At 45.0% G+C, this 15,809-nt stretch carries 10 protein-coding genes; 3 read left to right on the top strand and 7 right to left on the bottom strand.

Translation table 11 applies throughout. The annotated features are described in order from the left end of the window. Genes AC3WJC_RS08005 through AC3WJC_RS07990 form a run of 4 tightly spaced genes read right to left on the bottom strand, consistent with a single transcriptional unit; the run spans position 1 to position 6,650 of the window. Complete coding sequence (locus AC3WJC_RS08005; RefSeq protein ID WP_492398553.1) at positions 1-1,041, bottom strand: glycoside hydrolase family 53 protein; 1,041 nt, start codon at positions 1,039-1,041, stop codon at positions 1-3. A 7-nt stretch (positions 1,042-1,048) separates the two neighbouring features. Further along, positions 1,049-2,122 (bottom strand): SusE domain-containing protein, encoded by a 1,074-nt coding sequence (locus AC3WJC_RS08000; RefSeq protein ID WP_492398552.1) that lies wholly within the window; start codon positions 2,120-2,122, stop codon positions 1,049-1,051. A gap of 11 nt (positions 2,123-2,133) precedes the next feature. Beyond that, positions 2,134-3,720 (bottom strand): RagB/SusD family nutrient uptake outer membrane protein, encoded by a 1,587-nt coding sequence (locus tag AC3WJC_RS07995; RefSeq protein ID WP_492398551.1) that lies wholly within the window; start codon positions 3,718-3,720, stop codon positions 2,134-2,136. Positions 3,721-3,728: 8 nt separating this feature from the next. Then, entirely contained in the window at positions 3,729-6,650 is a 2,922-nt protein-coding gene (locus AC3WJC_RS07990) for a SusC/RagA family TonB-linked outer membrane protein (protein ID WP_492398550.1), read from the bottom strand. A 270-nt stretch (positions 6,651-6,920) separates the two neighbouring features. On the opposite strand from AC3WJC_RS07990, the gene AC3WJC_RS07985 reads away from it, so the two are divergent. Continuing rightward, positions 6,921-11,018 (top strand): hybrid sensor histidine kinase/response regulator transcription factor, encoded by a 4,098-nt coding sequence (locus AC3WJC_RS07985; protein ID WP_492398549.1) that lies wholly within the window; start codon positions 6,921-6,923, stop codon positions 11,016-11,018. Between the two features lie 16 nt (positions 11,019-11,034). Here AC3WJC_RS07985 and AC3WJC_RS07980 read toward each other — a convergent pair whose 3' ends face one another. From AC3WJC_RS07980 to AC3WJC_RS07970, 3 genes are all read right to left on the bottom strand, one after another. Next, on the bottom strand, positions 11,035-11,178 hold the full coding sequence (locus AC3WJC_RS07980; RefSeq protein WP_492398548.1) for a DUF2256 domain-containing protein: 144 nt from the start codon (positions 11,176-11,178) through the stop codon (positions 11,035-11,037). A 5-nt stretch (positions 11,179-11,183) separates the two neighbouring features. Continuing rightward, entirely contained in the window at positions 11,184-12,008 is an 825-nt protein-coding gene (locus AC3WJC_RS07975; RefSeq protein WP_492398547.1) for a transporter, read from the bottom strand. Positions 12,009-12,100: 92 nt separating this feature from the next. Continuing rightward, positions 12,101-12,949 (bottom strand): helix-turn-helix domain-containing protein, encoded by an 849-nt coding sequence (locus AC3WJC_RS07970; RefSeq protein ID WP_492398546.1) that lies wholly within the window; start codon positions 12,947-12,949, stop codon positions 12,101-12,103. Between the two features lie 189 nt (positions 12,950-13,138). Here AC3WJC_RS07970 and AC3WJC_RS07965 point away from each other — a divergent pair, with 189 nt between their 5' ends. Further along, the gene (locus AC3WJC_RS07965) at positions 13,139-14,767 is read left to right on the top strand and encodes an alpha-L-fucosidase (protein ID WP_492398545.1); all 1,629 of its coding nucleotides are present in this window, start codon (positions 13,139-13,141) and stop codon (positions 14,765-14,767) included. A gap of 18 nt (positions 14,768-14,785) precedes the next feature. Beyond that, on the top strand, positions 14,786-15,802 hold the full coding sequence (locus AC3WJC_RS07960) for a zinc-binding alcohol dehydrogenase family protein (protein WP_492398544.1): 1,017 nt from the start codon (positions 14,786-14,788) through the stop codon (positions 15,800-15,802). Positions 15,803-15,809: the final 7 nt, after the last annotated feature.

Raw genomic sequence — 15,809 nt, 5'->3', positions numbered from 1 at the left:
TTAGTACTTTTCTATTAAAAATGCATCTAAAGCTATAGTCGGTTTTCCTTCAGTATCGAACGCGCCTAACCTATAGTTTTGCCAGTCGTTATAGGCTTGTGGTTCCCAATAGAATACACCCAACCCTTTTTTGCCATCCACACTATTGGTTTTTAAAATAATGTCGGTTAAAAACGCCTTCGAGGCAGCGGCATCTGTAGCCGGCATGCCAACCTCGCACAGCATAACTTCGCTGCCGTAACGGGCAACCATATCGTTCATGTTGGCAAGGCACTGCTTGTTCAGGTTTTGCCAGGTTGATGCCGTTGGATAAAGCGACATACCGATCACATCCCATTTGGCACCATTAGCTTTAAGGCCGTCAAACATCCAGCGGTATAAATCATTATCGTACCCGTTTGACAGGTGGACGATAACTTTACTGCTACTGCTGACGGATTTTACCGCATCGTACCCGGCGGTTACCAGTTCGGCAAAATTCTTCATACTTACTGATGCCTTACCATCATTCCATAGCATACCATCATTAGTTTCGTTGCCTACCTGTACCCATTCGGGAGTAATGCCTTTATCTTTCAGCGCATTCATTACGGCAACGGTATATGTGCCAACGGTGGTTTTAAGCGCTGCAAAACTCAGGTTAGCCCAGGCGGCAGGTTTGTTTTGGTTACCCGGATCAGCCCAGATATCGCTGTAGTGCAGATCGAGCATAACGCGGTAACCCGCGTTTTTAGCACGTACTGCTTTTTCGACCATATCAGCCGTGTTGTTATAGCCGTTCGTTGGATTTACCCAGGCACGTAAACGGATCGAGTTCATGCCTTTGCCTTTCAGGATGGTAAACAGATCCTGAGCGGCACCGGCGTTATTATAGAACTTGATACCGTCATCTTCCATTTCACTTACCCAGCTCACATCAGCACCTTTGGCAAAACCCGCGTTTATCGGCTCATCCGGAAACTGCGGCGCGCTTATATCCTTGGTACAACCCGCCAGTAAACCGGCACATATTAGGGCGGTCAGTATATAATTCTTTTTCATCTCGATTTTATAGTTTGGTGATAGAATAGGTATAGTTACCGGCTATGCTGAGGTTTAAAACAACGGTATACCTACCCGCTGAAGTAATCGGAATATCTTCGCCGTTTAATTTAAGGAAACCATTTGCAGGCTTGTTATCGCCGTAATTAATAGTCCAGTTTCCGTTAGCCCTGAATTTTAATTTACCTACCGCTAAATTCGCTGTTACCGTCCACTCCTTAGTTGTCGCGTTAAAGCTCATGTTGGTATCGTTATCCCATCCGCCCGGCGTAGCATCACCCACAATACCGAAGGTAGTTTTCTGCGCTTCCCAGGTATTATCTTTGGTATTGGCTTTTAACAGGTAATACCCTGTTGAAGGTACAAAAAGATTACCGTTCGCTCCGGCTGCAAAGGTACCACCTGCATAGCTATCGGTATTGGTGCTGCTTGCCCAGCCGTATGTAGTTGTCCAGTTTACATCGGTTGTAAATTTAAATATCAGGTTAGCGGCATCAGCAAAATTCACATAGCCTTCGTACTCTTTATTATCCAACACAGAGGCAACCTTTTCGGCAGTCGCAGGCGACCAGCCCTGGTAAGCAGCAGGTACATACAACGATGGATAATTTACAATAACCGCGTAAGGCGTAGCATTAACTTCGATCACGTTTGAGAACAGCGTATCTACATTGGTGCGCAGTTCTGATTTTACCCTTACTTCCAGCTCGGCACTTGCGCCCGGCGTAAAACCCATCAGCACAAGCGAATTATTAAGATCGCCAACGGTAAATTTTTGCTCGAGCGCCGCGGTGCCATCAAGCGCGTACTCGCGGGCAGCGGCAAACTTGTTGCCTTTTTTGTCTATCTGCAAAGTGTATTGCACAGCGGCGTTGTAGCCATAATCCGCCTTGTTCCAGGTAAAGGTTACGGCGTTATCATTAGCCGTTTCGCTGCTTAATTGCACATCGATAGTACTGGCTTTAAGGGTCGGCGCGGTACCCCCGGCTGCCGACCTTACTGTCACCGTATCCTTTTTGCAGGCCTGCAGTACCAGCACGGCCATCGCTATAAATAAGCTCTTGATTATATAGGTTCTCATTTAATTAAGGTTTAATAGCCTTGGTTTTGCACAAGGTTAGGGTTAGCATTTACATCAGATGAAGGTAGTGGAAAAAGTGCACGGAACGCCTCAACCGCGCGGCCGTTGCGTGCGCCGCCCTTCCATGGCCACAGGTAGCTGCTGCCGGTAAACCTGCCGTAACGGATCAGGTCACTCCTGCGGAAACCCTCCCAGTAAAGCTCGCGGGCACGCTCATTAAGCACATCGTTAAGTGTGTAGCTGCTTATATTACCGCTGTTGTTACCGTAGGCACGCTGGCGAAGCAAATTGATATAGCCGATTGCCGTAGCCTCCGAGCCGGAGCCGCCGCGTTTAACCGCTTCGGCATATACCAGGTACATTTCGGCAAGGCGAAACAACGGAAAATCGGTAGAAGTATATACACCATTGGGCGATGCCGGCGTAGCACCGGTTGACGTAATGTTACTAAACTTAGCTACCGCTAAACCATCAGTAAATACTGTAATGTCATCCATTTCGATTTTATTACCCGCAAACATGGCGCGCCTGTCGGTATTACCGCTGTAGTCGCCAAAGGTTTCGGGCAGGTTACGCGTACTGCGCATACCGCTCCAGCCGCCATTGGGTACACCAAAAGAGGCGGGGCCCATCGCGCCGCTCACAGCGGCATTGATCAGGTAAGTGGTACCGCCATAGGTTTGTGAGTTTACGCCATCATAGTTAATAGCGAAAATGGTTTCGGTATTATTAAGGTTATTATTACCCAAAAACAAACTACGGTATGAAGCATTAAGTGAATAAGCAGAGTTAATTACCCTCTCCGCGTAAGTTATCGCATCGTTATACTTATTGTTACCTGATCCAAGGTATACTTCGGCATTCAGGTAGATCCGGGCAAGCAGCGCCTGGGCGGCAGCCTGATCCACACGTCCATACTCGTTTTGTTTAGCCGCCACCAATTCCGGTTCAATCGCTTTTAATTCGCTTTCGATATAATTGAACAGGTTGGCGCGGGTAGTTTGGGGCGGGGTGAACTTACCAATCGGGTCATTCTCGGTTACAAACGGCGGATTGCCAAACAGATCCATCAGTACCCAATACTCAAACGCACGCAAAAAACGCGCTTCGGCACGGTAGCGGCGAATATTATCAGCTTCGGTGCCGCTGATATTGCGCGAGGCGATCTTTTCGTCGGTTGATTCACGGATAAACTCGTTACACGCTGTGATATGATACAAACAACGGCTGTATAATCCGCGGATCATTACGTTGGTTGATGTCCAGTTCATTACATGGAAATCCTGCAATCCCGGGTCGTTCCATACAATGGCGGCTTCATCGGTAGTAAGCTCCTGCAGGTTCCAGAACAATCGTAAAAAGTCCGACGTGCCCTGGTCAATACCGGCTATATCTCCTTCACCGGCATCGGGGCCGCCGTTACCGGTAAGCGCGAATGCTCCGTAAATTTTCGCAAGCGATTGCTTGTAGCCTTCAGGCGTGCTGTACACCTTATCGGCAGTGAGTGCGTTTGTGGGCACCCGGTCCAGATCCTTATGGCAACTGCTTATTATTGCTGCCAGCATCAATAAACCTGTAATATATTTAAATGCTTTCATGTTCGTAATTAAAAATCAAGGTTAACACCTAAAACGAATGTGCGCGGGCGCGGATAAAAGTTATTATCGATACCGTTAGCAATTTCCGGGTCGAGGCCGGTGTAATTGGTTATTACAAAAACGTTCTGGCAATTGGCATTAATACGTAAACCTACCTTATCACCAAATATTTTACCGGCATTGTAGCCTAACCCCAGGTTATCCATCCGCAGGAATGAGGCATTCTCCAGATAGTAATCGCTCAGGTACTGGTTATTATCAAAACCCGATTTGAATATCTCGGTACTGGCATTACCCAAATAACCGGCAGGGTTAAGTATACCACGTGTTACACCAACATTAGCTTTAGTGTTGTTGTAAACATAGTTGCCCAGGTTTGAGCGCAGCACGGTTGAAAGTGACCATTTTTTATAATTAAGCTGCGTGCTGAAGCCGAGTATGAAATTCGGCATGGCTGCTTTTACACGGTACAAATCCTTTTCGTTAATGATGTTATCTCCGTTAAGATCCTCATAAATACCTTCCTTTGGTTTGCCGCTGGCATCATAAACCTGGCGGTACAGGTAAAACGTTTGCGGCCTGTAACCAACCGAGTTGATCTGCACGGTATTTCCTGTTCCACCTGAAATGCCGCCTACCTGGTCGCCCGGATAGGTTGGATTGTTAACCGCGGTAAGGTTGGTGATACGGGTATTATTATAGGTAAAGTTGAAACCCATATCCCAACTAAACACCTTATTTTTTATAGGTGATGCATTGATGCTGAACTCAACACCCTTGTTTTCGATATTACCCACGTTGGTGGTAATAAAGTTGCTGAAGTTTGAACCAAGCGGAGACGGGATCCTATTCAAAAGATCTTTGGTTTTTTTGAAATACACATCAACCGCGCCACTGATACGCCCGTTCAGGAAACCGAAATCAACACCGGCGTTATAGGTTGCGGTTTGCTCCCATTTTAACGATCTGTCATAAGCGGCCGGGGCGTACATGTTGTAAAATGTATCACCTAACTGATATTTGGCCGATGCAACACTAAGCGCGTAAGTTGGCAGGTATGAATAAAACGGAATGCCATCCTGCTGGCCGGTGATACCGTAGCTCAGGCGTAACTTCAGATCGCTTAACGTATTTGACTCTTTCAGGAACGACTCCTGGTTGATGCGCCAGGTTAATGCCACCGATGGGAAAACACCCCAGCGATTTTCGGGCGCGAATTTAGATGATCCGTCTGTACGTACCGATGCCGCTAAAATATACTTATCGGCAAGGGTATAAATTAAACGGCCGTAGTATGATATCAATGTATTCTGAGGCTTATCAAACGGAAACAATGGCTGCGAACCGGCAACAACCTGCCCATTTGCATTTAAACTTGGATAGTAGTATATCTTAGTTAAAAAATCGTAGTAACCATAACCGGCCGTAGCGTTGATATTACTGTTGATGGATTTCAGATCCTTGGTATAGTTCAGGTAAAACTCCGCCACCTTATTGGTTACATCCTGCTGGTAACGATTATCAACACCCCCTACGGCAAAACTTTGAGCCGCAATGGCAGGCACATTGGTTGTTCCCTTACCGTTTGATATATCGTAACCGAGGTTCAGGTTAGCGTGCAATTCAGGTAAAAAATGCATACTATAATCAAACTGGGCATTGCCATAGCTCCTTTTCACCTGGCTTTTACCCGTATTTTGCGCCAGTAACGCTACCGGGTTGCGAGGCGCGTTGGGGTTTGGAATGGCGTTGCCCACATTATCAACATTAGTCCACTCAAAGTAGTTACCAAACGTATTTTTAGTATATACCGGTTGGGTGGGATCAAAAAACACCGCCGAACCAATTGCGCCCTGGTTAGCAAAGCGGGTATCGGTTAGCGCGCCTTTAAGGTTAACATCAACCTTTAAATGGTTATCCAAAAACTTAGGGTTAAGTGTTATGGCACCGGTTGTACGCTGCAAATTATCAGTAACCAATATACCTACTTGTTTAAGATAACCTGCAGACACGCGGTAAGGAATATTTTTGTATGAACCTGCTACACTGATATTGTTATCAGTACCCAATGAGGTTTGGTAAATTTCGTCCTGCCAGTTAGTATTGGCCTTGCCCAGCAACGCTTTCTGATCGGCATTGCCTTTCTCATTTACGTAAGCCCTGAACTGGTCGGCAGTGAGTACATCAACCTTTTTACCAACTTTATAAGCGGATAGCTGCGAGCTGAAATTGACTTTAGGTGCACCCGATGCACCTTTTTTGGTGGTGATCAGGATAACACCGTTTGACGCACGCGAACCATAAATAGCCGTTGCCGATGCATCTTTCAGCACCGTGAATGATTCAATATCATTCGGGTTGATCAGGCTTAGTGGGTTTGAAGCGCCGGATATAGCATTATTACTCAACGGCACCCCGTCAATAACAATCAGCGGATCATTACTCGCGGTAAGTGAAGCACCGCCCCTTATGCGGATTGTGCTACCCGCGCCTGGCGCGCCGCCATTTGGTGTTATGGTAACACCCGGTACCTTGCCTGCAATTAACTGCTCGGGCGTGGTAATGCTACCTTTCTGAAAATCCTTTGAAGTAACGGTAGAAATAGCACCTGTTACACTCTTTTTTTGCTGGCTGCCGTAACCTATGATTACCACCTCGTTTAAAGCTGAGGCAGCGGCGGGTTTCAGGTTAAGGGTTACGCCTTCGCTACCGGCGTTAAAGCTTTGCGATAGTTGCTGGTAACCTAAAAAGGTAACGGTAACGGTGGTAGCACCGGCGGGCAAACCTGTAAGTTTAAACTTACCGTTTACATCAGTAGCTGTTGAGCGTGTGCCGGCCGTAACAGAAGCGCCCGGCAGCGGCTGGCCTTTTTCATCAAGCACCTGCCCGCTAATACTGCCGGTTTGCGCAAACGCAAAATTTACGGCCATAGCAAACAAGAGCAACAGAGTTGTTCGTAAATAAAAATTTCTCATTTAATAATGGTTTATTGGTAACGCGACGTTTATAATCGGGTTACAATAATAGGTTATAGCAGGCTTTAAGCGTTTGTTCAATTCATCATATTAGTTGTTCAATTCAACATATTTTATGCTAAAACAGCGCAATAAGCTATTATTTTAAAATTCTCACACATCACTCCCGCCTATGCGCTATTTATATTAAGATAATGTTACTTACTTTAGGCCCGTTATAAATCCATGCCATTATTCGTATCAAAAAAATTGCTGATTAATACTGCACGCTGCGCTTATGTGTGGGTGGCTTTTACTATAGCCGTTGGTACGGCTAACGCGCAGGATATGGCCTTTAACCACATCGGCAATAACGAAGGGTTATCAAATAGTACCATCCAGGCTATTACCCAGGATCACCGTGGATTTATTTGGATAGGCACACGCGACGGGCTTAATTTATATGATGGGCGACAGATCTCGGTTTTCAGGAACATACCCGGCAGGCTGAACTCTATAAGCGATAATTATATTACCTGCCTGTATACCGACCGTGCTAACAACCTATGGGTTGGTACCAGCAACGGGCTAAACAGGTATAATGCACCAACACGAACCTTTACCAACTATACAAGCCGAAGCCAGTCGGCCATCGCGTTACACGGCAATCAGGTTAATTGTATTTTTGAGGATGCACAGTCGCGTATTTGGGTAGGAACCAACATCGGGCTCAACCTGATGAATACTACCGATGGTACTTTTAAGCTGGTTTACGCGGCAAGCGCGGTTAACAGCATTTATCAGGATAAAAGCAAAAATATTTGGTTAGGTACAGACAAGGGGCTTGACACCTACCCCACCCAAAACACCCCGCTTTTTAAAACCCCCATAAGCCAGATACAGCAGGATGATGCAGGAAACCTGTGGCTCGCTACAAAAAGTAAGGGACTGATAAGTTATAACCCCGGCACACGCTCCACAGTAACTTACCGGCATAACGATGCTGACGCGAAAAGCCTGGGCAGCGACCTGGTATTAGCTTTACTTGCCGACCGCAAAGGCCATATATGGGCAGGCACTATCAACGGCGGACTTAATATTTTCGATCCGGCGAAAAATGGCTTTAAAAAATACACCTACATGGCCGGGTTTAATGATGGCCTGTCGCAACGTACAATCAGCGCCTTATTTCAGGATAAGCAAGGCAATTATTGGATAGGCACACACCGCGGCGGCATTAACATATACTCTCCCATAGCGCGCAAGTTTAATGTATACCGACAGAAGCCCGCAGTCGGTGGTTTAAGTTATAATGATGTAAAGTGCTTTGAGCAAGATCATGACGGCCGGATATGGATAGGCACGGATGGCGGCGGGTTAAACCTGTTCGATAAAAAACGTAATAATTTTACCGTATACCAAAACCGGGTAAACGATAAAGCCAGCCTGGGATCTGACGCGGTGCTTGACCTGACCGAAGACGACCAAAAGCGCCTCTGGATCGCTACCTGGGGCGGCGGATTAAACTTATTAAATAATACCGCGGGCAGCTTTACCCGGTTTGTAAATATTCCGGGTGATAGTACATCCTTGTCGTCAAACTATGTGCAAAACGTATTTCAGGATAGAAAAGGCACGTTGTGGGTAGGCACCTATTTTGGCGGCCTTAACCGTTTTGATGCCGGCACGAAAAAATTCAGCCGTATTATTAAAGGCAGCGGTTCGGCATTCAGAGGAAACAATGTGGTGGCTATTAATGAGGATGCGGATGATAATTTATGGATCGGCACTGATGATGGTGGGCTTAACCGTTATAACCGGCGTAACAACAGCTTTAAGCATTATTTTACCGCTGAAGCCAGGATGCCGGATATACGGGTGATTTTTACCGACAGCCGCAAAAATTTGTGGGTTGGCCATGCCGGGCTTTATCAATACAACAAAAAAGCGGACACATTTGCCCTCGTCACTAAAAAGGCGGGGCTCGACCACCTGTTCATCAAGGGCATTACTGAAGACAGGCAAGGCCGCCTTTGGATATCCACCTCGAACGGATTGATCCGTTATAATCCTGTTAACAGCCAAGTAAAAACTTACAATACGGCAGACGGGTTGCAGGCGATGGAATTTGAGGTAAACGCCTTTATGAAAACCCGCGATGGCGAGATGTATTTTGGCGGCATTAACGGCTTTAACACATTTTATCCCGATGAGATAAAGGCTAACCCTTACAAACCGCCTGTGTATATAACCGGGTTTCAAATTTTTAACAAGGATGTAGCTATAGGCGCAGCCGGTGCCCCGCTAAAGTCAGATATCAGTATAACAAAAAAGGTGGTGCTCAATTATCAGCAATCCAGCATCTCTTTCACCTTTGCGGCACTTAATTATATAGCTCCGCAAAATAACCGTTACGCCTACCAACTTTCAGGTTTTGACAAAACCTACGTTTACACCCCAAACAACAAAGCGGTATATACCAACCTCGACCCGGGAGAATACACCTTTACCGTTAAGGCTGCCAATAATGATGGTTTATGGAATAACAAAGGCGCAAGCGTAATTATTGTTATTACCCCCCCATGGTGGCAAACCTGGTGGTTTAAAATATTAGCGGCACTATGTGCCGTTGGCGCTGTATATGCTTATGTAGTATATCGGCATAACCGGCAACTCAAGGTGCTTGAAGAGGAGAAAAAAGAAGAAATACATCAAACCCAGTTGCAGTTTTTTACCAATATATCTCACGAGTTTCGTACCCCGCTAAGCCTGATACTGGGGCCTTTGGAAAGGATCATGACAGGAAGCACTGCGCAGCAGCCTGATGAGGTAGAACATGCACACCATACCATTTACCGCAATGCCAAACGCCTGATGCACCTGGTTAGCGAACTGATGGATTTTAGAAAAGCCGAAGCCGGAGCCTTAAAACTTAAAGTAGCACAGGGCAATATCAACCTATTTTTAGATGAGATGGCCGGTGAGTTTTCGGCATGGGCACAACAAAAAGGTATTACTTTTAAAGTGGAAGCTGCCGCCAGTGATCAACTGGTGTTTTTTGACCGGCAGGTACTCGAAAAAATATTGCTTAACCTGATTAATAACGCGCTGAAATATACCCACGCCGGGGGCGAGGTGGTTGTCAGCCTGTATTTTGACAAGTCTGCTTTCACCCCCCGCTACGCTTATGAACTGAATATTGAAAGTGATTTTACAGGTGACAGGTATATGTTTATTGTAGTATCAGACACAGGTATAGGTATTACGGCCGAATCAATGCCTAATTTGTTTCAGCGCTTTTACCGCATTACATCATCTCACCTGGGCTCCGGCATTGGGTTAGCTTTTGTAAAAACGCTTACGCTGTTGCACAAGGGCTACATCAAGGTTTACAGCGAACGCAATAAAGGGACTGATATATTGGTAGCCCTGCCTGTTTCGCCGGAAGATTATACAGTAACCGAACGCTGGGATAGCGGCAATAACGAAGCGGCCGATATATTCAGCAACGATAACTATTACCAGTACACCGAAGAAACTATTACAGATTCAGCTACACCCGTACCGGCAAAACAGTTCAACAAAAACATATTGCTGGTTGATGATAATATTGAACTTCGGAATTTCCTAAAGGACTCTTTACAAAACAGCTACAACATTAAGGTAGCCAATAACGGCCAGGAAGGCTTGCAAATGGTTAAAGCCCATCACCCTGATTTAATAATAAGCGATGTGATGATGCCCGTAATGGATGGCATTGAGTTTTGCCGGCAGATCAAACAAGATGAACATCTCCAGCATATCCCGTTTATTATGCTCACTGCCCGCAATGCCCTCGAAGCGCAGTTAGAAGGTGTAGGTTCAGGCGCTGATACCTATCTTCCGAAACCGGTAAGTATCAATTTGCTTACGCTAACTATCAATAATATTTTTAACAGGCAGCAAAGCCTCAAACAACGCTACATGGGCGATTATGAGATTGATGCCAAGGATGCCGCCCGTACCGAAAAGGATAAGCAATTTATTGAAGACCTGATCAGGATCATTGAAGATAAAATTGCCGACCCCATGCTGGATGTACAATATGTGTGCGACAGGCTGAATATGAGTCGTACCAAACTTTACGAACTCATAAAACAGCTTACAGGGCAATCCATTATCGAATTTATACGTACCGTTCGCCTTAACCGTGCCCGCCAGATCATGGCTAACGAGGATGTATCTATTGCTGAGGTGATTCTACGGGTAGGTATACAAACTCAGGCTTACTTTACAAAGGCGTTTAAAAAGGAGTTCGGCAAAACACCATCACAATACTTGAACGAGCTGAGCAAAAAACAATAAAGCGATGATCATCTTTTTATGAATGCTTGGTCCGCCGGCACCGTTCCGAACAATACTTAACCTCGTCCCAAACGGCCTCCCATTTTTTGCGCCAGGTAAACGATTTGTGGCAAACCACACATAGCTTTTGTGGCAGGTGCTGCTTTTTAACGCCCTTCATTTAGTTCAATACCTGAATGCTATACCGATGAAGTAATTATCGCCTGCATCTTTTTGCAGGCCATGGTTTAAGCCCGCGTCAATCTTTAAATCTTTCACTAATTCATATTCCAAAGCGGCATCAACATAGTTGTGCATCAAGTGGTGCTTAACATCATAAGCGTAATACGTTTCGCCCATAATTTCCAGTTTGTCAAACAAAACCTTACTTAATACTAAGGATTGTAATAGCTCGCCATGCCGCCCCGGTTCCTCATCATTACGCAAATAGTCGGCTGCTACCTGAAAGCCGATCTTCCAATCGTTAGGTAATTTAACTGTTGCCGGTATCATTAAACCGGTTTCGTACAACCGGTTATCACTGTACCGGTTGGTGGGAAAAGTTACATAAGGCATCAACGCGATACTGAAATTACCCTGGTAATTACCATACAGAGATTGTTTTAACCGAAGCGTTAAATCACCGAACCCATGGGTACTAACAGACGGCTCCCCTTTTTGAACCAGGGTTTGCACACCATAGCTTTCAAATATAATATGCAAACTGGTGTTGGGCAGTAAACCCAGTTTCAGGTTAGCATGATTAACCAGCCAGGTACGCTGCAATCCTGTTTCTGTTTGTTTACGCTCCAGGTTAACTAGTGATGCTTCATATTGTATATGCCCAGCATCTACCGTATAGGGCGTTTCTGTTACATTCGGCCTGTCGGTTTCCATTTCTTCACGAAGGCTATCTTTAGGTACCGGGTGAAAAAGCGAGTAATGGGAGTTTTGCGCGTAAACGCCAAAAGGTATAATAAGGGCAAAAATTGATGTAAATAATTTTCTCATAGATGTGATTGAGTTGTTGGAATAAAACCTTGCAACATCAGGTTAAGCAAAAGGTTTACATCGGGAGTGTTTTCACATCTGAGAAATACAACTTACACCTCCTTTTGAAAGAATAATTGCCGGCGATATTGACCGGGCGTTAAATCCGTCAGCTTTTTAAATATTTTAAACAAATGCGGGGCGTTACAAAAACCTGTTTTCTCCGCTATCTCTGTAAAAGACAGGCGTGTGGTCATGATAAAGAATTGAGCTCGCTCCACCCTTTTTCTGTTAATATAGGTCGATGGCCGCTCTCCCGTTAGCTGCAAAAAAAGTTTAGAAAAATGATCCGGATGCAGGTTTACCCGAGTGGCCAGTTCAGCGATAGACAGGTCGTTACTTAAATTGAGCTGGATATGTTCAATTACATCCACAATGCGAGATGATTTGACATCGTGATTTTTATGATCAAAATTTTCGGCCGCCAAAAACCGCGAAACCAGTTGCATAATAATCCCCTGGGTTTCCATAAAAGTACTTACATCCTGTTTATTGTTCAGGTTTTCATATTCCTTGTAAAATATAGCCTTCTCATACATTTTAGGGTTATCTGAACGATTGATCTTCCGGTCAGGGTTCAGTTCAAGCAGCCGCTTAAAATTGGATAGATCCCTGTCAGCCGCCTTAACTTTAAGTACTGTTTTATGGTTCTGAAAAAGCGAAGTGCCGTTATTCGTATTTTCAAAAAAATGCAAAAAGTATTGCCTCATGTAGGTTTCGCAACGCAGATCACACAAAGTGAAACTTGGTATTATATACAGGTATCCGGGTTTAAGCTCCCATTTACCCTGGGATGTTACAATAGTACCGCCACCATCATCAATCAAGTACAAACGAAAGTAAGGACTTAGCACATTTTGATAGTTCCATCGCTCACCTAGATGAACGTGATCCACGTTCATCAATGTAAAAGCATAATTCAGCAGCCGCCTGTTCATAATGCCAACAATGTACCATTATTAATAACGGATTTATATAATATAAAGTCGCTTTTAAATAAAAAAAGCATATCAACGCATAATACCTTTGGCATAACCAGTCACTCATCATGGGGGTGGTTATTGTAAAAGCTCTAATAAACTATATTATAAATGAACAGAAGAGATTTGATTAAAAGCACAGCATTGGCTACACTGTCCGTTGTGTTAAAAAACCAATCTGTATTTGCTGCGTCAGCTTTGAGCAGTAACGAATTGAAAGGCCCGTTTAAACCAACATGGGATTCATTGCAGCAATACCAAACGCCTGATTGGTATAAGAACGCGAAATTCGGTATCTGGGCACACTGGAGCGCGCAATGTGAGCCCGAGTATGGCGACTGGTATGCAAGGGGCATGTACCAGGAAGGCAGCGATCAATATAAATATCACGTTGAAAAATATGGGCATCCGTCAAAATTTGGTTTTAAGGATGTAATTAATGAATGGAAAGCCACCAACTGGAACCCCGAAGAGCTTTTGGGCTTATATAAAGAAGCCGGTGCGAAATACTTTGTAGCCCTGGCTAACCATCATGATAACTTTGATAATTACAAGAGTTCTTACCAGCCGTGGAACTCGGTGAATATGGGCCCTAAAAAGGATATTATTGGCGGCTGGGCAAAGGCCGCTAAAAATCAGGGCCTGCATTTTGGCGTAAGCGTACATGCCGCGCATACCTGGCGATGGATGGAAGTTGCTCAAAGGAGCGATAAAAACGGCAGCATGAAAGGTATTCCGTATGATGGAAAGCTTACCAAAGCAAACGGTAATGGCAAGTGGTGGAATGGCTATGACCCGCAGGACTTGTACGCTCAAAATCACCCGCTTAGCGCGAACAGCCTTGACGACGGATCAATACACGGGCAATGGGACTGGGCAAATGGCGCAACGCTGCCTTCAAAAGCCTATTGCGAAAAGTTTTATAACAGAACCGTTGAACTCATTGACAAATACAAGCCAGACCTGATCTATTTTGATGATACCGTTTTACCGCTCTACCCTATAAGTGATGCTGGCCTGCGCATTGCGGCACACATGTATAATAGCAGCATTAAGCGCCATGGTAAGCTGCAAGCGGTTATTAATGGCAAAATACTGAATGAGCAACAGCGTAAATGCATGGTATGGGATATTGAGCGCGGGCAAAGCAATAACATTGAGCCCGAAACATGGCAAACCGATACTTGTTTAGGTAACTGGCATTATGATAAACGCGTATTGGAAAGGCACCAATATAAAACCGCAAAAACGGTTATACATACATTGGTTGACGTAGTGAGTAAAAACGGCAACCTGCTGTTAAGCATCCCGGTTAAAGGTGATGGTAGTATTGATAACGATGAAAGAGAGATATTGGCCGGTATTACCAAGTGGATGAAGGTTAATAGTGAAAGCATTTATGATACAAGGCCTTATGATGTTTTAGGTGAAGGCCCCGCTATGCAGGCAACCGCGGCTTTAAGCGCCCAGGGCTTTAACGAAGGCAAAGGCAAACCCTTTACCGCAGAAGATATCAGGTTTAACAAAAAGGGAAATACGCTGTACGCTACAACAATGGGCATCCCAACCAGCGAAGTGCTTATAAAAACCTTGAAAGGAAAAAAAGTGACATCAGTAAACTTATTGGGTTATAACGATAACCTGAAGTGGACGAACACAGAGAATGGCTTATTGATCAATTTACCGGAGCGTATGCCTACTGATATTGCCTCTGTGTTCAGCATTAATGGCGTTATATAATCTGTTAAAATTATATACATGAAAATACTGACCTGCTTAGAGCCCGGAACTTTGGTTTATGGCGAAGCTCCGATGCCTGCTGTTACTGAAAACCGGGCGATTATAAAAATAAAGCGTATTGGTGTTTGCGGTACCGACCTGCATGCCTACCAGGGTAACCAACCCTATTTTCAATATCCGAGAGTGTTGGGCCATGAGCTTTCGGGAGAATTGGTTGATAATACCTATGCGCCCGGTTTTGAAAACGGAGAAGCCGTTACCTTTTTACCCTACTTTAACTGTGGTAACTGTATTGCCTGCCGTAGGCAATTACCTAATTGCTGCGCGCAATTAAAGGTATTTGGCGTACATATAGACGGAGGAATGGCCGAATATATTTCGGTACCTGCCGATAAGCTGGTGCATGGCTGCGGACTAAGTTTTGATGAATTGGCTATAGTTGAACCGCTCGCTATCAGCGCGCATGCGGTGCAGCGTGCACAAATAGATGCTGGCGAGTTTGTTGTAGTAATGGGTGCCGGCCCTATTGGTTTGGGCATAATGGAATTTGCACAATTAGCCGGAGCGACAGTTATAGCTGTAGATGTGAGTGATACACGGCTTGAGTTTTGTGCTGGCCAGGTTGGCGTTAAACATACTATAAATGCCGGTAAAGAAGATGTGGCGGAACGAGTTAAGGCTATCACTAATGGTGATTACGCTACCGTTGTGTTTGATGCCACCGGCAACCTGAACGCCATAAACAACGGCATAAATTACCTTGCCCATGGCGGGCGCTATGTGTTGGTTGGCTTGCAAAAGAATGACTTCAGCTTTAATCACCCTGAATTTCACAAGCGTGAAACCAGCCTGCTAAGCAGCCGTAATGCTACCCGTCAAGATTTTGAGGCGGTTATTCATGCTATTAAAACCGGCTCCATTTCACCGGGAAAATATATTACACACAGGGTTGCTTTTGATGAAGTGAAAGACAATTTCAATCAGTGGATCAATCCTGCAAATGGGGTAATAAAAGCGATGATCAACGTTGACTGATAAACAC

Source organism: Mucilaginibacter sp. FW306-07-L, assembly GCF_058782065.1.
Note: the sequence above shows the minus strand (reverse complement) of the source record. Positions and strands in the feature narration are given on the sequence as shown.